At 71.6% G+C, this 19,915-nt stretch carries 23 protein-coding genes and 1 pseudogene; 13 read left to right on the forward strand and 11 right to left on the reverse strand.

Features of this window, described 5'->3' with window-relative positions:
• Positions 1 to 2: 2 nt before the first annotated feature.
• From Aru02nite_RS29455 to Aru02nite_RS29475, 5 genes are read left to right on the forward strand one after another with little or no spacing between them, the layout of a single operon-like run.
• On the forward strand, positions 3 to 2,051 hold the full coding sequence (locus tag Aru02nite_RS29455) for an MFS transporter (protein WP_239077038.1): 2,049 nt from the start codon (positions 3 to 5) through the stop codon (positions 2,049 to 2,051).
• Between the two features lie 18 nt (positions 2,052 to 2,069).
• A complete protein-coding gene (locus tag Aru02nite_RS29460; protein ID WP_203663172.1) occupies positions 2,070 to 2,612 on the forward strand; it encodes a hypothetical protein in 543 nt (180 codons plus the stop codon).
• Positions 2,609 to 3,772, forward strand: a complete 1,164-nt coding sequence (locus Aru02nite_RS29465) for a M23 family metallopeptidase (protein WP_203663174.1) — start codon at positions 2,609 to 2,611, stop codon at positions 3,770 to 3,772. Before Aru02nite_RS29460 ends, Aru02nite_RS29465 begins: the two co-directional genes overlap by 4 nt.
• A gap of 25 nt (positions 3,773 to 3,797) precedes the next feature.
• A complete protein-coding gene (locus Aru02nite_RS29470) occupies positions 3,798 to 4,382 on the forward strand; it encodes a hypothetical protein (protein ID WP_203663176.1) in 585 nt (194 codons plus the stop codon).
• A gap of 4 nt (positions 4,383 to 4,386) precedes the next feature.
• Positions 4,387 to 4,920, forward strand: a complete 534-nt coding sequence (locus Aru02nite_RS29475) for a hypothetical protein (RefSeq protein WP_203663178.1) — start codon at positions 4,387 to 4,389, stop codon at positions 4,918 to 4,920.
• A gap of 3 nt (positions 4,921 to 4,923) precedes the next feature.
• Here the strand turns inward: Aru02nite_RS29475 and Aru02nite_RS29480 are convergent, their stop codons facing one another.
• From Aru02nite_RS29480 to Aru02nite_RS29505, 6 genes and pseudogenes are all read right to left on the reverse strand, one after another.
• On the reverse strand, positions 4,924 to 6,000 hold the full coding sequence (locus Aru02nite_RS29480) for a WXG100 family type VII secretion target (RefSeq protein WP_203663180.1): 1,077 nt from the start codon (positions 5,998 to 6,000) through the stop codon (positions 4,924 to 4,926).
• Positions 5,997 to 6,410, reverse strand: a complete 414-nt coding sequence (locus Aru02nite_RS29485; RefSeq protein ID WP_203663182.1) for a DUF2563 family protein — start codon at positions 6,408 to 6,410, stop codon at positions 5,997 to 5,999. The genes Aru02nite_RS29480 and Aru02nite_RS29485 overlap by 4 nt, the downstream gene beginning before the upstream one ends.
• Positions 6,411 to 6,514: 104 nt before the next feature.
• Complete coding sequence (gene folE, locus Aru02nite_RS29490; RefSeq protein ID WP_239077028.1) at positions 6,515 to 7,162, reverse strand: GTP cyclohydrolase I FolE; 648 nt, start codon at positions 7,160 to 7,162, stop codon at positions 6,515 to 6,517.
• 255 nt (positions 7,163 to 7,417) lie between these two features.
• Positions 7,418 to 9,391, reverse strand: a pseudogene (gene ftsH / locus Aru02nite_RS29495) (ATP-dependent zinc metalloprotease FtsH); the annotation flags it as partial.
• Between the two features lie 257 nt (positions 9,392 to 9,648).
• Positions 9,649 to 10,215 carry a hypoxanthine phosphoribosyltransferase gene (hpt, locus tag Aru02nite_RS29500; protein ID WP_203663187.1) on the reverse strand — a complete coding sequence of 189 codons (567 nt, stop codon included), beginning with the start codon at positions 10,213 to 10,215 and terminating at the stop codon, positions 9,649 to 9,651.
• A 53-nt stretch (positions 10,216 to 10,268) separates the two neighbouring features.
• Positions 10,269 to 10,481: a hypothetical protein gene (locus Aru02nite_RS29505; protein WP_203663188.1), complete on the reverse strand. Its 213-nt coding sequence runs from the start codon at positions 10,479 to 10,481 to the stop codon at positions 10,269 to 10,271.
• 149 nt (positions 10,482 to 10,630) lie between these two features.
• Between Aru02nite_RS29505 and Aru02nite_RS29510 the strand changes: the two genes are divergently transcribed.
• From Aru02nite_RS29510 to Aru02nite_RS29530, 5 genes are all read left to right on the forward strand, one after another.
• Positions 10,631 to 11,602: a GlxA family transcriptional regulator gene (locus Aru02nite_RS29510; RefSeq protein WP_203663189.1), complete on the forward strand. Its 972-nt coding sequence runs from the start codon at positions 10,631 to 10,633 to the stop codon at positions 11,600 to 11,602.
• Positions 11,603 to 11,699: 97 nt separating this feature from the next.
• Positions 11,700 to 12,005 carry a hypothetical protein gene (locus Aru02nite_RS29515; RefSeq protein WP_203663191.1) on the forward strand — a complete coding sequence of 102 codons (306 nt, stop codon included), beginning with the start codon at positions 11,700 to 11,702 and terminating at the stop codon, positions 12,003 to 12,005.
• Positions 12,002 to 12,739 (forward strand): hypothetical protein, encoded by a 738-nt coding sequence (locus tag Aru02nite_RS29520; RefSeq protein WP_203663192.1) that lies wholly within the window; start codon positions 12,002 to 12,004, stop codon positions 12,737 to 12,739. Before Aru02nite_RS29515 ends, Aru02nite_RS29520 begins: the two co-directional genes overlap by 4 nt.
• Positions 12,736 to 13,083 (forward strand): YbaB/EbfC family nucleoid-associated protein, encoded by a 348-nt coding sequence (locus Aru02nite_RS29525; protein ID WP_239077029.1) that lies wholly within the window; start codon positions 12,736 to 12,738, stop codon positions 13,081 to 13,083. The genes Aru02nite_RS29520 and Aru02nite_RS29525 overlap by 4 nt, the downstream gene beginning before the upstream one ends.
• Before the next feature lie 207 nt (positions 13,084 to 13,290).
• The gene (locus Aru02nite_RS29530; RefSeq protein ID WP_203663193.1) at positions 13,291 to 14,145 is read left to right on the forward strand and encodes a PSP1 domain-containing protein; all 855 of its coding nucleotides are present in this window, start codon (positions 13,291 to 13,293) and stop codon (positions 14,143 to 14,145) included.
• Between the two features lie 15 nt (positions 14,146 to 14,160).
• On the opposite strand, the gene Aru02nite_RS29535 is transcribed toward Aru02nite_RS29530, so the two are convergent.
• Complete coding sequence (locus Aru02nite_RS29535) at positions 14,161 to 14,694, reverse strand: TetR/AcrR family transcriptional regulator (RefSeq protein WP_373325011.1); 534 nt, start codon at positions 14,692 to 14,694, stop codon at positions 14,161 to 14,163.
• Positions 14,695 to 14,889: 195 nt separating this feature from the next.
• Between Aru02nite_RS29535 and Aru02nite_RS29540 the strand changes: the two genes are divergently transcribed.
• A complete protein-coding gene (locus Aru02nite_RS29540; protein ID WP_203663195.1) occupies positions 14,890 to 15,849 on the forward strand; it encodes an oxidoreductase in 960 nt (319 codons plus the stop codon).
• 60 nt (positions 15,850 to 15,909) lie between these two features.
• On the opposite strand, the gene Aru02nite_RS29545 is transcribed toward Aru02nite_RS29540, so the two are convergent.
• From Aru02nite_RS29545 to Aru02nite_RS29560, 4 genes are all read right to left on the reverse strand, one after another.
• The gene (locus Aru02nite_RS29545; protein WP_203663196.1) at positions 15,910 to 17,586 is read right to left on the reverse strand and encodes a metallophosphoesterase; all 1,677 of its coding nucleotides are present in this window, start codon (positions 17,584 to 17,586) and stop codon (positions 15,910 to 15,912) included.
• A 48-nt stretch (positions 17,587 to 17,634) separates the two neighbouring features.
• A complete protein-coding gene (locus Aru02nite_RS29550) occupies positions 17,635 to 17,862 on the reverse strand; it encodes a DUF1737 domain-containing protein (protein ID WP_203663197.1) in 228 nt (75 codons plus the stop codon).
• 68 nt (positions 17,863 to 17,930) lie between these two features.
• A complete protein-coding gene (locus Aru02nite_RS29555) occupies positions 17,931 to 18,635 on the reverse strand; it encodes an SGNH/GDSL hydrolase family protein (RefSeq protein ID WP_203663199.1) in 705 nt (234 codons plus the stop codon).
• Between the two features lie 135 nt (positions 18,636 to 18,770).
• The gene (locus Aru02nite_RS29560; protein WP_203663201.1) at positions 18,771 to 19,190 is read right to left on the reverse strand and encodes a MerR family transcriptional regulator; all 420 of its coding nucleotides are present in this window, start codon (positions 19,188 to 19,190) and stop codon (positions 18,771 to 18,773) included.
• A 99-nt stretch (positions 19,191 to 19,289) separates the two neighbouring features.
• Here Aru02nite_RS29560 and Aru02nite_RS29565 point away from each other — a divergent pair, with 99 nt between their 5' ends.
• Positions 19,290 to 19,706 (forward strand): hypothetical protein, encoded by a 417-nt coding sequence (locus Aru02nite_RS29565; RefSeq protein ID WP_203663203.1) that lies wholly within the window; start codon positions 19,290 to 19,292, stop codon positions 19,704 to 19,706.
• Positions 19,707 to 19,751: 45 nt separating this feature from the next.
• Positions 19,752 to 19,901, forward strand: a complete 150-nt coding sequence (locus tag Aru02nite_RS29570; protein ID WP_203663205.1) for an NUDIX hydrolase — start codon at positions 19,752 to 19,754, stop codon at positions 19,899 to 19,901.
• The last annotated feature ends 14 nt before the right edge of the window (positions 19,902 to 19,915 follow it).

Here is a 19,915-nt window from a genome sequence, read left to right on the forward strand (position 1 = left end):
CGATGATCGCCCGGCTGGCCCGCCACCCTGGACTGTCCGCCGCCACGAGACCCGCCACCCGCCGCGAACGCCGCGTCGTCCTCCTCCTCGCCGTACTGGTCACCGCCACCGCCACCCTCTTCTTCCCCTCCCCCGCCCAAGCCGACCCCTCCCACTGCACCATCGCGCAGTGGCAGAAGCCGGATCAGTGGCGGGAATGCGCGAAGAAGCTGCCTGCGGTGAGTTCAACAATGAACGACTGCATGGGTGTGCCCACTCCCGCACGTCCGGATTCCGGGTTCGGCGGATGGTTCGCAGCGAACCCGAAACTCGGGCCGGGTATCACCGACCTCTACAGCAAGTACGGTTACGCCGGCTACACCTACCCTATCTACAACCCCGATTGCGCCTCGGGTGCATCACCCTTACCGAGCGACGCGAGCGCGACCACCACGATCGCCAACGGCGAACTGATGGTGGCGACCGGCATTGTCGGAGCCGCGAACGCGTTCCGGGAGCGAGCTTACGAACCCGACAAGATGTGGGGTTGGTCCGACAAGCTTGTGAAGACCGCAACAAAGGCGGTCTACCAGAAGGTCTTCAGCATCTTCGGCGTCATCACCATCGCCGTGGTCGGCCTTTACCTGCTTTGGCGTTCGCGCCAGGCAAATATGAGCGATGCGTTGACAACGGCGGGCTGGGCAGTTCTCGTCATGGTGGTCGTGACCGCTGTGGCCGCATGGCCCTTGGTTTCGGCGCACCTTGCCGACAGCACTCTCGTCACGTCTCTCGGCATCGTCCATGATGCGGTCGGGCCGCAGTCCAAGACGATCCCCCTCAACAAGTGTGAGAACGCCAAGCCGAATCCCGTGCTGGGCGCGACGCACGACCCTCGCCTGTGCTACGACCACCGCCCTCCCGCCGTTCGGGCAGGAGACACCGCAACCGAGGCGGTCCTGTACAACAACTGGCTTCGCGGGACACTCGGCTCTGCCACGAGCGACACCGCCAAGCGGTACGGCCGCGTCTTGTACGACAGCGGATCCCTGACTTGGCAGGAAGCCGCGCTGATCCAGAAGGATCCCTCGCAGCGAAACAAGATCTTCAGCACGAAGGCCGACACCTTCCGGCGGGTTGCGCAAGAGATCAAGGTCGACGATCCGGATGCATACAACTACCTGCAGGGCAAGGAGGGTAGTGCGCGGATCGGGGCCGGGTTGATTTCGATCATTTCGGCGTTGGCGTTCGGGTTCTTCGACATCGCGGCGTCGTTGCTGATCATCCTGGGGTTCCTGATCTTCCGGTGGGCCGTGGTGGCGATTCCGGTGATCGGGACGATCGCGATCCTGCGGCCGGCGAGCGCCGGGTTCAAGCGGCTCATCAACATCGTGGTGGCCGCGATCTTCAACATCATCATCTTCGGGGCCGGCGCGTCCATCTACCTGTTCGCGGTGGACATCATCATGAACACCGCGTCGCTGCCGGGGTGGTTGCAGATCACGTTGGTGTGGTTGTGCGGGATCGTGGGGTGGCTGCTGTTGCGGCCGTACCGGCGGATCACGCAGCTGGGCGGCAAGTCGCCGATGGGCGAGATCGCCAACATCGGGTCGTGGCACAAGCGGTTCTTCTCCGATCTCAAGGGCGTGGCGATCGGCGCGGCGGGTGCCGCGGCGCTGGGCGACGTGGAGGCGCAGGACAAGGACGAGCCGAAACGCAAGCGCGCCGATCAGACGAAGGACAGCGTGCCGCCGGCGGGTTCGGAGGGGCCGGTCGGTACGGACTCGCCGCCGCCGTCGGCGGACGATCCGGCGCCGGCCGGGTCTCCGACGCCGCGTCCGACGGAGGAGTCGACGCCCGAGCCGGAACGCCGCGGCACGCCCGCCCCGGCGTACGCGGGGGACGACCGGGTGTGGGTGCCGGAGACCGGGCGGTACGCGGACGGCAGCGAGGACCGGCGCGACCTGTCGTACACGGTCGGGCAGTCGGAGGCGGCGCTGTCGGCGGACGCCAGCTCGTTCGAACGTGATTTCTCGCGGCACCAGGGGGCGGACGCCTCCCGGTCCAGAAACTGACCACGCCGGGAGGCCGTCATGCGCCGCGTGCTCGCGTTCGTCACCAGCCGGTACGGCCTCGCCGGGCTCGCCGCGCTGGCGGTGATCATGGTCGTACTGGTGGGTCGGGTGTTCGGGCTCGGCGGCAGCGGCGACGACGGCGGGAGTGGCACGGTGTCCGGCGGGCAGGCGTCGGCGGACGCCGGCGAGTCGGGCGCGCCGAACGACGGGCCGACCGGCGCACCGTCCAAACCGGACCCGGTGGTGAAGCCGGGTCAGGCGGGGCCGCTGGTGGTGGCCACCTCGTTCGGCCGGGCGTACGTGAAGTCGGACGTGCCGGCGAAGCAGTGGCGCGCCGCGCTGACGAAGTACGCCACGCCGAAGCTCGCGACGACGATCAGGACGATCGACCCGATGACGGTGCCGGCCGACGCGTTGACCGGCGTGGCCAGCCTCGGTGACCACGGCGCGGTGTGGGCGGACGTGGACCTGCCGACCGACGCGGGCATGTTGACGTTCCGGCTGACCAGCGACGGCACGGTGTGGCGCGTCGACGGCATCGACTGGACGCCGAAGTCATGAGGCGGCGGCGTGGGATCTGGGTCGCGGTCTCGGTGGCCGCGACGTTCGTGCTGCTCTGCTGCGGACTCGGCGGCACGGTCGCGCTGACCGGCCTGTTCGGCAAGCAGTCCACGCCGGCGACCAACCCGGTCGGCTGTGGCGGCAAGCTCGCGTCGTACGGGCGGCTGCCGCAGGTGTCGGGATACAGCCAGGTGCAGGAGACGCGGGCGTACGCGATCATCCAGGCCGGCATGAAGATGAAGGTGCCGGCGCGCGGCTGGGTCGTCGCGATCGCCACCGCGCTCCAGGAGTCCAGCCTGCACGTGTACGCCAACGACAACCCGGCGTACCCGCTGGTCGTGGAGCACAGCATGGCGCTTCCGCACGACTCGGTCGGGCACGACCACGACTCGGTCGGGCTGTTCCAGCAGCGGCCGACGGCGCCGGAGGGCGAGGGCGGCTGGGGCACCGTCAAGGAGCTGATGGACCCGGCGACCTCCGCCGGCAAGTTCTACAAGAAGCTCCTGTCGCTGCCCGGCTGGCAGCAGCTCCCCGTCACGGTCGCCGCGCAGATGGTGCAGAACAGCGCCTTCCCCGACGCGTACGCGAAGTGGGAGTCGGACGCGACGAACATCGTGAACACGCTGACCAACGGCGCCGCCCGCGGCGCGCTCACCGCCACGGCCACCACGTCCGGCACCTGCGCCGCCGCCGGCGAACCCGCCGCGTCCGGCTGGGTGCAGCCGGTGAAGGGGCCGATCAGCTCGCCGTTCGGACCGCGCGGCGGCTTCATGCACTACGGCGTCGACCTGGCGCCGCCGAAGGGTACGCCGATCGTCGCCGCGGCCGGCGGGCTCGTCATCACCGCCAAGTGCGACCCGGACACCGGCAACTGCGACACCGACGGCAGCATGAACACCCCCGGCTGCGGCTGGTACGTCGAGATCAAACACGCCGACGGCGTCAACACGCGCTACTGCCACATGATCGAACGCCCGATGGTGCACGTCGGGCAGACCGTCAAGGTCGGCCAGCAGCTCGGCAAGGTCGGCCAGAGCGGCAACGCCGACGGCCCCCACCTGCACTTCGAGGTACACCTGCACAACGACCTGTCCGGCAACGGCGCGATCGACCCCGTCCCGTTCATGCGCGACAAGGGCGCGCCGGTCGGTGGCCGGTGAGCACCCACCGCCATCGCGCTGGCCGATGATGGACCCCATGGACGACCTCTGGTTTCCCGACGACCCGTCACCGATCGTGCCGGTACCGGCGGCACAGGTCGACGGCCTGCGCGGGCGGCGTGTCGTCACCGGGTCGCCGGACCGCGGCTGGCGCGGCGACCTGCGCGCCGACGACGCCGTACGCCACGGCGACACCGACCTCGTCCCCGTCCTCGTGGAATCCGACTGGTACCGCGCCGAGCAGGACCAGGTCGAGGTGTTCGCCCCGCTCGTACCGATCGAACGGGTCTGGGTCGAGCGGACCGGCACCGCCCCAGCCGGCGGCGGAAACCAGCGCGACCTGCTCTCCCGCCTCGTCACGCTCGACGCGCCCGCACCGCGCACCCCCGTACCGGCACGCGACGCGCCCGGGCTGACCGGCCGCCGCGTCGTGGTCGTCTCCCCCGACGACCAGCGCCGCGACCTGCGCGCCGTCACCGAGCCGTTCCAACACGACGACGGCTCCATCCACGTACGCATCTGCGATGAGTCAGACTGGTACCGCTGGGCCTTCACCGGACAACCGGCCCGCTGCACCGAGGTACCCGTCTACCTGGTCTGGGCGGAGTGAAGCGATGACCCCACCCCCCGTACTCGACGCGCCGAAGGCACCGAAGACACGCCGCGTCAAACGCCCCATCCGCCGTACCCCTTTGACTGTCGCAGGGTTTCTTGCCGCTGGCGTGGGTGCGGTCGTTGCCGTCGTCGTTGCGGTCGCGGTGCTCTATGTCGGGCAGGACGCCTACAAGGCGGGCCATCAGTCCACACCAGCAGGAGCAGCGGACGGGTTCCTCGACGCCATGCTCAATCAGCGCAGCATGGATCTTGCACAGGGCTACATGTGCGACAGCAAGCCGTTCCATCAGCGGGTTGCCAAGCTCATCAAGCAGGTCAAGGATTTCGAGGCCCAGCCGTCGTCGAGCGTGAGTTACCTCTGGGGCGGCTTCAAGACGGTCAGCAAGACCGACAGCGCTGCGCGCCTTTCGACCAACGTCACCACCACTACGACCACGGACGGCACGATGGTCGACAACCCTGAACAGACCTGGACCCTCGAACTGAAGAGCGAGTTCGGGTGGAAGGTTTGTGGGTTACGGGTGCCGGAGTGATCGTCACTCGATGACGTTGGGCGGGCCGAGTTCGACCTGCCAGACGTCGTCCTCGTCGCCCTGCCACTCCCGGCGCGTCACTACCCCCGCCGCGGCCCCCACGCCCGGTGCGCCGACCGCTCCGCCTCCGTCCCCGGGCCCGGTGCCCGCCACAGCGTCGCGCGCGCTGGTGACGGGCGCGGTCGGGGACAGTCCGGGCCCGGCGTCGGCAACGCCGGGCCGTACGAGCCCGGCGCCGGATCCGGCGAGCCGCGTCCCCCCGCCGTACGAGGCCGGCACGGCCCCGGTACCGCCGCCACTGCCGCCGGTGCCGGTGCCGCCGCCACTGCCGCCGGTGTCGCTGGCGGCGAGGGTGCCGCCGCTGTCGAGGTCGAGGCTGGGCGCCTGCTCGTTGTACTCGGCGCGCAGCGCACCGTACGCGTGCGCGGCGACGCCGGCGTTCTGCTGGTACCAGGCGTCGACGAGTTGCCGGCGTCGCTCGTCGGCGGTTCCGGTTGTGCCCTGGTCGTCGGCGGGCCCGCGACTGTAGCGTCCACCGGCGGCCGCACCGTACTCGTCGCTCTGCAGCAGCATCGCCCGGAAGTCCCGGTACTTCTCGGGGTTGGCGCGGTAGTCGGCGACGAGCGCGCCGACGAACGCGTTCGGGTCGTGCAGCGAGTCGTCGAGGTCGGTGCCGCCGGGCAGCTCGTGCGTACGCCCGAAGACGAGGAAGTCGTGCCCGATGTCGACGGGCACCGGGATGCGGGAGACGGCGGTGGACAGCGACTGTCCGGTGCGGTCGAGGTGGCGGGCGAGCCGCTGGCAGTCCTGCTCGACCTGCTCGATGCGCCGCCCGATCTCCGCCAACACCTGCTGGTACTCGGTGGCCGCCGGCCCGCGCCACGCGTCGCGGCCGTCGAACAGCAGCGCGCGCAGCTTCTCCAGGTACCGCAGGGAGTCGGCGGTACGCCCGGCGAGCGTGTGCCACTGCTTGGCCAGGTCGTACACGACGGTGGGGCGGCCGGCGACGGTCACGTCGGCGACGGCGGCCTCCCAGCTGCCGTCCGGTTCGGCGGCGGCGCCCTCGACGCCGGCCCTCACGTCGTCACCCCGAACACCGGGTCGTCGAGGAGTTCGGCGACGCGGCGCTGGATGGCGGCGTTGCGGAGTTCGGTGGCGTCGTAGTCGTCGCCGATCTGGGCGGTGATCTCGCCGAGCCGTTGCAGCAGTTCGGAGACGCGCGCCATGCGGTCCCGCATGATGTCGTGCGCGGCCCGTACGTTGCCGTGCACGGTGTCGGCCTCGGTGAACCGCCCGAACGGGTTGTCCCAGTCCGGTACCTGCGCCGCGGCGTGCCCGTCCCGCCCGTCGCTCAACGGCTCGACGTGCCCGCGGTACCGGCCGAGGACCTCCTGGTCCCAGTCGGCCCGTACGGCGTCGACCCAGTGCGCCGCGTCGGTCATGTTGTCGAGGCTGACCTGGAGTCCGCCCACCCTGTCCGCAAGGCCCATCGCGTGACCCCTTCGACACGATCCGCTAACCGGACACGAGCCTATCGAAGTACGTCACTGGCGCGCTGCCCTGCAACCGGGCGGAATCGGGACGTACGCGCGGCTCAGTGGCCGAGGATCAGCGACATCGCCTCGTTGCGGGCGGCCACGCTCCGCTCGAAATGCCCACGTACGGCGGAGGTCACGGTCCGCGCGCCGGGCTTGCGTACGCCGCGCATCGACATGCACAGGTGCTCGCAGTCGACGACGACGATGACGCCGCGCGGGTCGAGCTGCTCGGCCATCGTGTCGGCGATCTGCGAGGTGAGCCGCTCCTGCACCTGCGGCCGCCGCGCGTACGCGTCGACGAGCCGGGCGAGCTTCGACAGCCCGGTGATCCGCCCGTCCGACCCCGGGATGTACCCGACGTGCGCGACGCCGTGGAACGGCAACAGGTGGTGCTCGCAGTTCGAGTACACCTCGATGTCCTTGACCAGCACGATCTCGTCGTGCCCGGCCTCGAACGACGTGGTCAGCACGCGCGCCGGGTCAACCCGCAACCCCGCGAACATCTCCGCGTACGCCCGCGCCACCCGCTCCGGCGTACTGCGCAGCCCGTCGCGGTCCGGGTCCTCGCCGACCGCGACGAGGATCTCGCGTACCGCGGCCTCGATGCGTTTGAGGTCGACGGTGTCCTCGACCGGCCGGCCGTTGATCCCGCCGCCGATCAGTCGGGCCGCCACGTGGTCGAGGTCCGGCTCCGCGTCGCTCACGACACCCTCCTCATGGGAAACGGGCCCGGCTGGTGGCCGGGCCCGTTCCGCTTGTCGTCCTGTATCTCTGGTGCGTCAGTGCGTCTCGCCGAGTCCGCCGGACTGACCGAACGGCCGCGGCCGGGGCCACTCGCTCGATCCCTCGCCGACCGGCTGGTCGCTCGACTCGGCCGGCGGCGTGTCCTGCTGCCCGTCGGGGCGCGGGGTGCCGGTGGCGTTCATCGAGCCGGCGGGCTGGGTGTCGCCGGCGAGCGCCGCCGCGCCGTCCGCCTCAGCCTGCTGCTTCAGCGTGGCGACCTCGCCCGGCGTGAGCACCGGCGGCTTGTCGCTCGGCTTCCGCTTGCCGAACCCGTTGTACGGCGCGAGCTGCGGGCGCTTCTTCACGCGGGCGCAGATCCGGGCCATGTCGGCGTTGGTGATGGTCTCCTTCTCGACCAGCTCCAGCACGATCTGGTCCAGCACGTCCCGGTACTCGACCAGGATCTCCCACGCCTCGTCGTGCGCCATCTCGATCAGCGACCGCACCTCGGAGTCGATCTCCGCGGCGATCTCGTCCGAGTAGTCGCGCTGGTGGCCCATGTCGCGGCCGAGGAACGGCTCGGAGTCCTTCGTCCCGTACTTCACCGCGCCGAGCTTCGCGCTCATCCCGTACTCCGTGACCATCGCGCGGGCCATGCCGGTGGCCTTCTCGATGTCGTCGCCGGCACCGGTGGTCGGCTCGTGGAACACCAGCTCCTCGGCCGCCCGACCACCCAGCGCGTACGCCAGGGTGTCGATGATCTCGGACCGCGTCTGCGAGTACTTGTCCTCGGTGGGCAGCACCAGGGTGTGCCCGAGCGACCGGCCGCGCGGCAGGATCGTCACCTTGTGCACCGGCGCCAGCTGCGGCATCGCCCAGCCGACCAGCGCGTGCCCACCCTCGTGGTACGCGGTGACCTTCTTCTCCTTGTCGCTCATCACCCGGGTCTTGCGCTCCGGCCCGGCGATGACGCGGTCGATGGCCTCTTCGAGGTTGGCGTCGGAGATGGCCTTCTCGCCGGCGCGGGCGGTCAGCAGCGCGGCCTCGTTGATCACGTTGGCCAGGTCGGCGCCGGTGAAGCCGGGCGTACGCCGCGCGAGCGTCTCAAGGTCGACGTCCGGGGTGAACGGCTTGCCGCGGGCGTGCACCCTCAGGATGGCCTTGCGGCCCTCCATGTCCGGGGTGTCGACGGCGATCTGCCGGTCGAACCGGCCGGGCCGCAGCAGCGCCGGGTCGAGGATGTCGGGCCGGTTGGTCGCGGCGATCAGGATGACGCCGCCCTTGGTGTCGAAGCCGTCCATCTCGACGAGCAGCTGGTTCAGCGTCTGCTCGCGCTCGTCGTGGCCGCCGCCGAGGCCGGCGCCACGGTGCCGGCCGACCGCGTCGATCTCGTCGACGAAGACGATGGCCGGCGCGTTCGCCTTGGCCTGCTCGAACAGGTCACGCACCCGGGAGGCACCGACACCGACGAACATCTCGACGAAGTCGGAACCGGAGATGGAGTAGAACGGCACGCCCGCCTCGCCGGCGACCGCGCGCGCGAGCAGCGTCTTACCGGTACCGGGCTGGCCGAACAGCAGCACGCCCTTGGGGATCTTCGCGCCGAGCGCCTGGTACTTGGCGGGGTTCTGGAGGAAGTCCTTGATCTCCTCCAGCTCCTCGATCGCCTCGTCACAGCCGGCGACGTCGGCGAACGTCGTCTTCGGCATGTCCTTGGTGAGCTGCTTGGCCTTGGACTTGCCGAAGTTCAGGACACGGCTGCCGCCGCCCTGCATCTGCGACATGAACAGCACCAGCAGCACGACCACCACGGCGACGGGCAGCAGGCTGATCAGCAGCTGCACCCAGACGCTGTCCTTGGTGACCTTGACGTCGAGGCTCTGCACCTTGCCGTCCGCGACCTGGGTCTGGACCTGGTTGTAGATCCGGTCCGCGGACAGCGCCGGGAAGGACGCCTCGATCTTGTCCGAATCAACCTTGTTGCTGCCCGAGCCCTGATAGGGCTTCTTCAGGTTGAGTTGGAGGATCTGTTCCTTGTCCTCGAACTTGACGCTCTTGACGTTGCCCGATTTGAGCTGCGCCATCGCGACCGAGGTGTCGACCTTCTTGTAGTCGTCGCCGCCGGTGATGAAAGAGCTGAGCAGGATCGCGCCGAGGATCACCAAGATGATCCAGAACAGCGGCCTACGAAAGAATCGAGTTCGCTCCATGCCGTTGCGGGCCCGCAATGCGCGCCCCGCCCCTCCCGATCTCACACCGTCGTTGCGACTCGCCGGTCGACGACCGGCGTGAACCAGTTAGTCCCCGGTCATTCGAAGGTACACCGTGGAGACGACCAGCGCGGAGCCAGACCAGCGGGGCCGACCACGAAGCGCCCCAAAACCCCCGTGTGAACCGCACTACCCTCGGTGTAACCGCTGGTCAGGACCATCGTACCGGCGGGGCGTTGCGCCGTCGGCGAACACCGTCAGCGGGCGTACACCTCGGGACGGAGCAGCCCCACGTACGGCAGCTCGCGGTAGCGCTCGGCGTAGTCCAGGCCGTAGCCGACGACGAACTCGTTCGGGATGTCGAAGCCGATGTACTTCACCGGCACGTCCACCTTGACCGCGTCGGGCTTGCGCAGCAGCGCGACGACCTCCAGCGAGGCCGGACCCCGACTCGTCAGGTACTTCAGCAGCCAGCTCAGGGTGAGCCCGGAGTCGACGATGTCCTCGACCACGATGACGTGTTTGCCGGTGATGTCCCGGTCCAGGTCCTTCATGATCCGTACGACGCCGGACGAGGTGGCCCGCGCCCCGTACGACGAGACGGCCATGAACTCCAGCTCGACCGGGTGTTCGAGCGCCCTGGCGAAGTCGGCCATGAACATGACCGCGCCCTTCAGCACGCCCACCAGGAGGACCTCGCCGCGGTCGGCGTAGTCGGCGGCGACCTGCTTGGCCAGCTCGGCCGTCTTCTCCTTGATCTGCTCCGCGGAGACGACGACCTCGGCGATGTCGTCCGAGTACCACTGCTCGCTGCCCGCTGCCATGTCCCCAAGCCTGCCTGACGGCGCCGATCACGGCGCCGCCGGGGTACCCGGAGTCAGGCGGCGTGCTGGTGCGGGTGGGTGTCGAGGCGGGCCGTACCGGTGTGGACGCGGCCGGCGATCGGGGTGACGGGCGCGGCGTGGTCGGGCCGGGAGGCGCGCTCGGGGCTGTGCCAGTCGGCCGAGTCCCGGCTGTCGTGCGTCCAGCCGAACAGCTGCGCGACACCCAGCAGAGCGGCGAAACCCACGATGAACAGCAGTGCGGACATGACGGACCCCTTCCGGGTACGCGAGGTGGTGGTGGATCTCCGGCACTGCCGATGGCCATCGACGTGATCCATGCTCGTCCGTCGCCGGGCCGGCGCACAGTGGCAGAGAAGCCATTGACCGTCGATTTCCTGCCGGTACTGTCGGAGGGGTGTTGAAGAAGGTGGCCGCGCTCGCGCTGGACGGTGTCGCGGCGTTCGAGTTGGGCGTGATCTGCGAGGCGTTCGGCACCGACCGCACCGAGCAGGGCTTCCCGTCGTACGAGTTCGCGCTGTGCTCGCCGGGTGGACGCCCCGTGCGCTGCCGTTCCGGGTACGACATCGTGCCGGGGCACGACCTGGCGCCGATGGCGGACGCCGACGTGGTGGCCGTACCGGCGATGGGGCCCGGGTTCACGGGCGGCGAGTGCGAGGTGCTCGACGTACCGGACGAGGTGGTGGCGGCGCTGCGGGCGGCGGCGGAGCGCGGGGCGTGGGTGCTGAGCGTCTGCTCGGGCGCGTTCGTACTCGGTGAGGCGGGGCTGCTCGACGACCGCCGCTGCACGACCCACTGGATGTACGCGGAGCAGCTCGCGGCGCGGTACCCGCTGGCCAAGGTCGACCCCGACGTGCTGTACGTCGAGGACGCGCCGATCCTGACCAGCGCGGGCACGGCCGCGGGCATCGACGCGTGCCTGCACCTGATCCGGCAGGAGCAGGGCTCGGCGGTGGCGACGGCGCTGGCCCGGCGGATGGTCGTGCCGCCGCACCGGGATGGCGGCCAGGCACAGTACATCGAGACGCCGGTGGCGCCGGCCGCCGACTCGCTCCAGCCCGTACTGGCGTGGATGCAGGAACATCTCGGCGACGAGCAGACGGTCGAGTCGCTGGCCGTACGGGCGCACCTGGCGCCGCGGACGTTCGCCCGGCGGTTCCGGTCCGAGACCGGGACGACGCCGCACGACTGGCTCACCGCGCAGCGCGTACTGCTGGCGCGCCGGCTGCTGGAGGAGTCCGACCTCGGCGTCGACCAGATCGCGGTACGCGCGGGCTTCGGCAACTCCGCCGCGCTGCGGCACCACTTCACGCGGCGGTTGGGGACGTCGCCTGGTGCGTACCGGCGGAGGTTTCGGGACGCCGACTGACGGCGTTTGTCAAGCGACTGTCGGGAATGCGCACGGGGTGGCGACGAACGGAGTCGCGTACGTACGCTCAGCGATCATTTCGGGGCGAGGAGACGGCGTGGGCGACGAGCCGGTCGGGCTGGCGGCGTTCGCCGGGCGGCTGCACGACGCGGCCGACGCGCTGCACACCACGCCCGTCGACGTACCGGCGCCGGGCTGCCGCGCCGCCCCGGGCGTACTCGGGGAACTGGCCGGTGAGCTGCACCGACAGTGGGCCGCGGCGGTCCGGGAACAGTCCGCCGACCTGTCCGCCACCGCCGTACGGCTGAGCCGGCTGGGCACGGAGATCGGCCTCGCAGCCCGGCGGTACGGGGCGGTGGACGACGGCGCCGACGCCGCGCTGCGGCGGGCGGCGGACCGGTGACCCGCGCGGTCGGCGACGGCATCCTGCCCGCCGGCTGGCGGCCCGCCGCACCGCCCGCGGACCGGCTCGACGCGGTCGCCGACGACCTGCTCGACCTGCTCGACCACGTCGACCACGCGCTCCACCGGTACGGGGTGGCGCCGGGGCACGCGATCGTCGCCGGGCTGCGGGAGTTCCGGGCGTTGCCGGGTGCGGTGGCCGCCGCGATCGTGCACACCGACCCCGCCGTACCCTGGCAGGCCGCCCACGACCTGGCCGTACGCCGCTCGGCGGTGCTCGCCGCGGCCGCCCCGCTCGACCGGTACGCGGACCGGCTGGGGTGGGCTGGTGCCGGGCGCGCGGCGTTCGACGGGCGGTGGGCGGTGCTGTCCGCGCACCTGTCCGACGGGCTGCCGGCGTCCCTCGCCGCGGCGGCCCGGCACGGCGCCCGCCTCGCCCACTGGTACGCGGGGCTGCGCGCCGCACTGCGCGACTTCTTCCTCCGGTACGGCACGGGACCGGCTGCGGTGGACCTGCGCACCGCGCCCGTCGGTACGGGTGGCGCCGCCGAACTGTCCGCCTCCGGTACGGCGGCGGTGGCGGCGGCCGACCTGGGCGCCGCGTGCTTCGCCGCGCTGCGTCCGGTACTCGCGGACGGCGGCGCACTGCGCCGGGGCGTACCCGGTGGGTCGGGTGGTCGGGACGAGCCGGTGGCACGCGGCGGCGGGCGCGTGCTGCGGGTCGAGCCGGAATGACGGACGAACGGGAGGCGCGGGTGCCACGCGAGGTCGACGAGGCGTGGATCGAGGCGGCGACGGAGCACTACCGCCGGCTGGAACGCTGCCGCGCGGTGCTCGCGGACCGGGCCGCCGGCGCGGACGTCACCGTACGGTCCGGGGACGGTCTGGTGGAGATCGTGGTGACCGCCGACGGCGCGTTCCGGGACGTACGGATCGCGGAGAGCGCGCTGCGGAGCCGGAGCGCGCGGGAGCTGTCCCGTACCGTGCTCGCCGCCTGCCAGCAGGCCCGGACCGCGGCCGAGTGGGCGCAGGAGAAGCTGCACGAACAGCTCTTCGCCGGCTTCCGGTACCCGGACTGAGTTGGCGTCCCGACCAGGCATCAGGGCCGATCAGGCATCAGGGCCGCGAGCCGTCGAACTGTGCCGAACGACGACTCGCGACCCTGTCCTGCACCCCCGGTGCACCATTCGGTGGAATCCCCCCACCACCGACACCACTCGTAACGGGGCGTACCGCTCAGCGGTGACGGGTGTTCACCCGTACGAGCGAGCCGTACTGTCTGGGGCGTGGGCATGCTCTGCGCGGTGAGCTTCAACCGGTACGGCCGGCTCTACTACCTGGACCCGGCCGGGCACACGCCGGCCGTCGGCGACCGGGTGCTCGTCCCGACCGAGGACGGCACCGAGGTCGCGGAGTGCGTGTGGGCGGCGCAGTGGGTGGACGAGGACACGTCCGGCTTCCCCAAGCTCGCCGGCCCCGCGGGTACCGCCGACCTGGACCGCGACGCGCTCGTACGGCGGCGCAAGGCGGACGCGAAGGTGGCGGCGAAGAAGCTGATTCGCGAGCACGAACTGCCGATGAAGGTCGTCGCCGTCGACCACCTGCCCGGCCCCGAGCCGGCGACCGGCCGGGTCGAGGAGGGCGCCCGCACCACCATCTACTTCACCGCCCCGCACCGGGTGGACTTCCGTTCGCTGGTACGGGACCTGGGCGCGACCCTGCGCTGCCGGGTGGAACTGCGGCAGCTCTCCGCGCGCGACTCGGCCCGCGTACAGGGTGGGATCGGGTCGTGCGGGCGGGACCTGTGCTGCGCCACGTTCCTGCGGGACTTCGAGCCGGTCAGCATCCGGATGGCGAAGGACCAGGACCTGCCGCTCAACCCGCTGCGCATCTCCGGCGCGTGCGGCCGGCTGATGTGCTGCCTCAAGTACGAGCACCCGCTGTACCAACGGTTCCAGGAGTCGGCGCCGGCGGTCGGCGAACGGGTGGAGACCGAGCACGGCGCCGGCCGGGTCGTCGGCCACAGCGTGCCGCGCGACGCCGTGACCGTACGGCTGGACGCGGACGGGTCGCGGTGTTCGTGCAGCCGGGCGAGCGTGTGCGGCTCCCGCCAGGCGTACGAGTCCCGGTACGAGTCGTAGCGGTGCCGCGGCCGGTCAGCCCGGTACGCGGAGCCCGCGGGAGATCACGTCGATGACCCGGTCCGGGTCGGGCCCGTCGTACGCCAGGCAGCCGGCCATCAACGCCTTGATGTCGGCGAAGGTGACGCCGGGGTCCACCGCGCCGGCGTCCTGCGCCTCGGAGAGCAGCCGGCGCAGCCGGTCGGAGACGTTGCAGCCGGCGGACGACGCGGCGGCTTCGATGTCGAACCCGCTGCCGGCCAACGCCTCCGCCAGCCCCCGGTGCGCGGCGCCTTCACGCACCAGGCGGCCGAAGAGGGCGAAGAACGCGGTGCCAAGGTCGTCCTCCGCGGCCAGGCTGTCGGCGTACCCGCTGAGCTGGCCCATCCGGTCGAGGAGGACCGCGGCGTAGAGCGATTCCTTGGTGGGGAAGTGCCGGCTCACCGTGCCGGTACCGACGCCCGCGCGCCGGGCGATCTCGTGCACCGGTACGGACAGTCCCTCGGCGGCGAAGACCTCCGCCGCGGTGCGCAGCACTCGCTGGCGGTTGCGTTGGGCGTCGGCCCGCATCGGGCGCTGCGCTCGGGTCACGGCGTCTCCTCTTCGCGCCGGCGCCTTGCGCGGGCCGACGTCTTGACAAGCGGGATGGCCATCCCGGATAGTTCAACCGGGATGACGATCCCGATTATTCCGCACGGCCCGGGACGTGCTCGTCGCGGACAGCGCCGGCCATCGCGCATCGCCGGCACCGAGAAGGAGCGAACCATGGTGTGGACCGAGCACGAGGTACCCGACCAGAGCGGCCGTACCGTCCTCGTCACCGGAGCGAACTCGGGTCTGGGCTTCGAGACGGCACGGGTGTTCGCCCGCCACCACGCGCAGGTCGTGCTGGCCTGCCGCGACGTACGGAAGGCCGACGACGCCCGGGAACGGATCCGCGCGGAGACCCCGACGGCGTCGGTACGAACGCTGGAGCTGGACCTGTCGTCCCAGGCATCGGTCCGCCGGGCGGCCGAGCAGGTCGGCCGGGACCACGCCCAGGTCGATCTGCTGATCAACAACGCCGGGGCCCTCATCCGCCGCCACGAGATCACCGAGGACGGGTTCGAGAAGACCTTCGCGACCAACCATCTCGGCGCGTTCGCCTTCACCGGGCTGATCCTGGAACGACTGCTGAGCACGCCGGCCTCGCGGGTCGTGACCGTCAGCAGCGTCGGCCACAAGCGCGGCGTGATGAACTTCGACGACCCGCACTTCGGCGCCGGGTACCGCCGCAACGACGCGTACTTCCAGTCCAAGCTGGCCAACCTGCTGTTCACGTACGAGCTCCACCGGCGACTCGCCGCGGCCGGGGCGTCGACGATCGCGGTGGCCGCCCATCCCGGCAACGCCCGCACCGCGTTCGGCAGCGACCAACTCCCGATCCGGATCGTCACCAACCCCCGGCTGCGGCTGCTCACCTCCTGGCTCCTGCAGGACCCGACGACGGCGGCGCTGTCCACCGTCCGCGCCGCCGTGGACCCCGCCGCGACCGGCGGCGAGTACTTCGGGCCCGACGGCCGCAACGAATGGACCGGGCATCCCGTCCCGGTCCCGTCCAGTGCGCGGTCCCACGACACCGACGCGCAACGCCGGCTGTGGGACCTGTCCGAGCAGCTGACCGGCGTGCGGTATCCCGTCCCGCTCGGCACACCCGGTACCACCGCGACGCCGGCCGCCAGCTGACGCGCGGGGCCAGCTCGCGTACGGGACCGCCTGCACCGCGGGCGCCAGCCGACGTACCGGCTAGCTGAAGTGCAGCGGCCCCTCGATGAGGTGCGGTTCGAGCGGGCGGGCCGGGGTGATCCACGAGCTGCCGGCCGGGTTGTCCGGGGTGGCGATCCAGTCGCGGCCGGCGCGGGCCAGGCCGATCGGGTAGATGGTCAGCTCGCCGTCCGCGTTCAGGTGCAGGCGCAGGAACGACTTGGCGTCCTCGATGCCCTGCGCCGCGAACGACTCCTCGACGTTCACCCCGAACCGCCCCGCCACCATCAGGTACGCCGCGGTCAGCTCGGCGGCGACCACGCCGGCGACGGGCAGGTAGATGAGTGCGCTGAGCAGTACCGGGAGCGGGCCGGGGAGGTGCACGAGCGGCAGGTGCCACCAGGCGTACGCGCCGAGGGCGGCGAGGCCCAGGTGCGCGACGCCGTGCTGGATCCCGGCCAGCCAGTGTCGCCAGCGGTGGTGCACGTCGACGTCGGCGAGCGCCCAGGCGGTCGTGGAGCCGAGTACGAGCGCGGACAGGGTGATCACCGGCGCGGTCAGGACGCGCGTGCCGCACGTGACGAACGCGTACATGAGGAGGGCGTGGAGCAGGCCGGTGACCGCGGCGAAACCGGGGTTGCGGCCGAGCAGTCGGGCGAACACGCCCCGGCCCATCCGCCGCGACGTGCCCCGATCCGGGAACGTACCGGCCAGCTCGTACGGCCTGGGCGGGCTGACACCGCGGCGCGGCGCGTCGACCGGCGGTACCGACAGCTGTTGTGGCAGGTGGTGCGTCGGGTAGAGGAAGGCGCCGCCACCGCCGCAGGTGATCAGCGCCTTCTCGCCCTGGTACCGGGCGTAGTGGTGCAGGTCGCCGGTGAGTACGACGGGGACGCGGGCGCCGGTCGGCTCGATGATCTTGCGGATGAAGTAGTCGACCGTGTCGTACGCCTGCGGGTCGCGCGCCGCGTACACCCAGGTGGGGCGGGACGTGCAGAGGATGACGCGGTCGCCCTCGCGGAGCGCCTCGGCGGCCTCCCGGAAGTAGCGCAGCTGCGGCTCGTCCAGGTACGCCTCCAGCTGCTCGTCGATCGCGAACAGCCACCAGCGGTGCGGCAGCGACAGCGCGAAGTAGCTCCGGGCCTGCCGGGTACGCCAGCCGCCGAACCGGCTGCCCTTGCCGAACAGCCGCAGGAACGCGGTGAGCCCGTCGTACCAGTCGTGGTTGCCGGGCAGCGCGTACAGCGTCGGGCGCTCCTCGCCGTCCCTGCCGGGCAGCGCCGCCTGGTACGGACCCTTCGTACGGTCCTCGTACCGGCGCCAGGACGGTGTCGGGTAGACCTCGTCGCCGCCCATCACGAGCACCCGGCCGCGCGGCAGCTCCCCGTCCACCCCGTCCGGCGACAGCGACGGCTGCCCCAGCAACCAGGCCATCGAGTACGTCGCGTCGAAGCCGTCACCGATGTCGGCGACGAAGTCGAACCACAGCTCGTCGTCCTGGTCGTGCTCGTACACGGTGGCGGGCAGCGCCGCCTGCAACTCGCGCTTGTCCAGGATCGCGCCGAACATGCTGGCCGCGGCGACCCGCACCGCCGTACCGGCGAGGAGTCCCGGCGCCAGCCAGGCGACCGGGCGCTGCCGGCTGAACCCCAGCTCGGCGGCGCTCAGATCCCGCGGCCGGGGTGCTCTGCGTGGGTTGTCGCGATCCGCACCGTCCATGGCTTCCGGACGGTACCGGCGGCGACGCGCGCCGCGCGACCCCGGGCCCTACTCGACCGGCTCCGCGGTCGTGGTGTTGTTCCGGATCCGGACCGCCTCGTACGCGGGCAGCACGACCGCCTGGGCGGCGACCACGCCGTTCTCCCCGACGGTGATCGTCGGCGACCCGTACAGCTCGTAGCCCTCGTCCAGCGCCGCGCTCACCCGCGCGCAGAACTCCGCGTCGTCCGGCCCGGTGATCAGCCGGTACCGCATGCGCTGTGTGAGGTGATCCATCGACCGTCCCGCCTGTTGGTGGCCTATCCGCGCCGAAGATACAGCGTCGCGGAGCCCACCGCCGGACGTCACCCGGCGTCGGCCGCCTTGTGTACGGCACCGGCGATGGTCGAGGCGAAGATCTGCTGCCCCTGCGGCCCCGGGTGGACGCCGTCGACGAGCAGGTCCTCGCGGCCGGAGATCGCCGCGTGCCAGTCCGCGACCGTGGCGTGCCGCGCCGCGGCCACCTGCCGGATCTGCTGGTTGACCGGGTCCTGCCAGGACCGGGCCGCGTCGATCGTGACCAGGACGATCCTGGTCTTCGGGCCGGCCGCGTCGATCGCCGCGTTCAGGTCCGCCGTACCGCCGACACCGTTCGTACCCAGCTCGATCACCAGTACGGAGTTCGCGCCGAGCGCGCCGGCGTGCTGCCGTACCAGGCCCGGCGCGGTCGACAGCTGGCGCCCCACGACCGCGTCGATCGACACGCCCGGCAACTGCTGCTGGAGGTCCGGGGTCGACCGGACGCTGATCGAGTCACCGATCACCGTCACCCGCGGCTTCGCTGCCCGCTCCGTACCCCGGCTCGCCGCCTTCGAACGCTTCGGCGCCGCGCTGGCCGACGACACGCTCGGTGATGGGGAGGCGCTGGCCGACCGCGCCCCGGTCTGCGCTACCGCGTGCGGCTTCCCGGCGGTCGCCTTTCCGCATCCACCAAGCAATCCCGCCACCAGCGCCAGCGCGCCGCCGGCCACCGCCGCGGCCCGTACCGGCCGTCCCTGAAGTCCACGCATGGCAACCGACGGTAAGGTCGGGTCCGCCGGAAACGCACGCTGTTGTGCCGGCCCTCACCCGCAACCGGGCACACCACACCCCGAACCTCGCAACCCGCGTCCCCCGATCGTGCGTACGCCCGGTGACCTGCGGCTTCACTCCCGACGGTGCCGGCTCGGCCATCCCGCCGCCCCGGGCGAACCGGACACCCCGCCCGAGCGGGGGTCGGGGCGGAGGGGGCAGTCGGCGCCGACCCGGGCCGCCAGGTCCGTACGCAGCTCGGCCAGGTCGGCCATCCGTTCGTCGATGAGCCGCAGCTTGTCCTCGATCAGCGCGGACAGTGCGGCGGCCGAGTCGTCGGCGTCGCGCAGCCCGCTGCCGTGTACGGCGATCTCGGCGAGCGTGAAGCCCAGCCGGCGCGCCGTCCGCACGTACGCCAGCCAGTCGACCGTCTCGGGCGGGAAGTCCCGGTACCCGTTGGGCAGCCGCCGCCCGTCCAGCAGGCCGACCCGCTCGTAGAACCGGATGGTGTCGCGGCTGATCCCGGCCGCCGCGGCCAACTCCCCGATCCGCACCGCCGCCGCCTCTCCCGCGCCGTGACCGACCGCAAACTTGACCTTGGAGCGTACTCCACCGTTTACGGTGAGCGCCCCGTCGTACCGAGGAGCGTCGTCATGATCAGCCCGTCCGGCCCCGCCTACCTGCGCATCGTCCGCGCCAGCGCCTGGTACGACCTCGTCGTCACCGCCGGCTTCGCCACCCCCTGGACGTACGTGCTGCTGCACCGCGCACTGTCCGCCGTCGGTGCCGCGACCGGCCTCGGCACGCTGCCGCCGGTCGAACCGATGCAGGTCCTCTTCGCGAACCTGATGGGCTCCGTCGTGATCGTCTGGTCCGTACTGCGCCTCCGCGCCACCCGCCCCGACCTCGGCCGGTACGACGGCGCCGCCCGCGTACTCTTCGCCGCCTGGCAGCTCCACGCGCTCACGCACGGCGCACCGCCGCTGCTCTGGCCGTTCCTCGTGGCGGAGGTCGCGTTCGGCGTCGCGCAGCTCGCCCCCTGGCTCCGCCGCGTCCGCGTCACCACCTGAAACCCTTGCCCCCCAACCGATCCCACATCCGGTACGGTGCCGGCCATGCTGGAGAAGGTCGCCTGGGCGTACGTGCGCGACGGTCGGCTGCTGGTCGCCCGCAACCACGGCCGCGCGCTGTTCTACCTGCCCGGCGGTCGGCGCGAACCCGGCGAAACTGCAACAGGAACTGCAACCACGACCGCCGGTACCTGACTCGCGGCGCGGAT

The sequence above is a fragment of the Actinocatenispora rupis genome, from assembly GCF_016861975.1.
Lineage (GTDB): Bacteria > Actinomycetota > Actinomycetes > Mycobacteriales > Micromonosporaceae > Actinocatenispora > Actinocatenispora rupis.

Excerpts from the sequence above, each read along its gene's own strand:
- Aru02nite_RS29455 (WP_239077038.1), top strand. The coding sequence starts at position 3 with ATGATCGCCCGGCTGGCCCGCCACCCTGGACTGTCCGCCGCCACGAGA.
- Aru02nite_RS29460 (WP_203663172.1), top strand. The coding sequence starts at position 2,070 with ATGCGCCGCGTGCTCGCGTTCGTCACCAGCCGGTACGGCCTCGCCGGG.
- Aru02nite_RS29465 (WP_203663174.1), top strand. The coding sequence starts at position 2,609 with ATGAGGCGGCGGCGTGGGATCTGGGTCGCGGTCTCGGTGGCCGCGACG.
- Aru02nite_RS29470 (WP_203663176.1), top strand. The coding sequence starts at position 3,798 with ATGATGGACCCCATGGACGACCTCTGGTTTCCCGACGACCCGTCACCG.
- Aru02nite_RS29475 (WP_203663178.1), top strand. The coding sequence starts at position 4,387 with ATGACCCCACCCCCCGTACTCGACGCGCCGAAGGCACCGAAGACACGC.
- Aru02nite_RS29485 (WP_203663182.1), bottom strand. The coding sequence starts at position 6,410 with ATGGGCCTTGCGGACAGGGTGGGCGGACTCCAGGTCAGCCTCGACAAC.
- hpt (WP_203663187.1), bottom strand. The coding sequence starts at position 10,215 with ATGGCAGCGGGCAGCGAGCAGTGGTACTCGGACGACATCGCCGAGGTC.
- Aru02nite_RS29505 (WP_203663188.1), bottom strand. The coding sequence starts at position 10,481 with ATGTCCGCACTGCTGTTCATCGTGGGTTTCGCCGCTCTGCTGGGTGTC.
- Aru02nite_RS29525 (WP_239077029.1), top strand. The coding sequence starts at position 12,736 with ATGACGGACGAACGGGAGGCGCGGGTGCCACGCGAGGTCGACGAGGCG.
- Aru02nite_RS29535 (WP_373325011.1), bottom strand. The coding sequence starts at position 14,694 with ATGCGGGCCGACGCCCAACGCAACCGCCAGCGAGTGCTGCGCACCGCG.
- Aru02nite_RS29540 (WP_203663195.1), top strand. The coding sequence starts at position 14,890 with ATGGTGTGGACCGAGCACGAGGTACCCGACCAGAGCGGCCGTACCGTC.
- Aru02nite_RS29545 (WP_203663196.1), bottom strand. The coding sequence starts at position 17,586 with ATGGACGGTGCGGATCGCGACAACCCACGCAGAGCACCCCGGCCGCGG.
- Aru02nite_RS29550 (WP_203663197.1), bottom strand. The coding sequence starts at position 17,862 with ATGGATCACCTCACACAGCGCATGCGGTACCGGCTGATCACCGGGCCG.
- Aru02nite_RS29555 (WP_203663199.1), bottom strand. The coding sequence starts at position 18,635 with ATGCGTGGACTTCAGGGACGGCCGGTACGGGCCGCGGCGGTGGCCGGC.
- Aru02nite_RS29565 (WP_203663203.1), top strand. The coding sequence starts at position 19,290 with ATGATCAGCCCGTCCGGCCCCGCCTACCTGCGCATCGTCCGCGCCAGC.
- Aru02nite_RS29570 (WP_203663205.1), top strand. The coding sequence starts at position 19,752 with ATGCTGGAGAAGGTCGCCTGGGCGTACGTGCGCGACGGTCGGCTGCTG.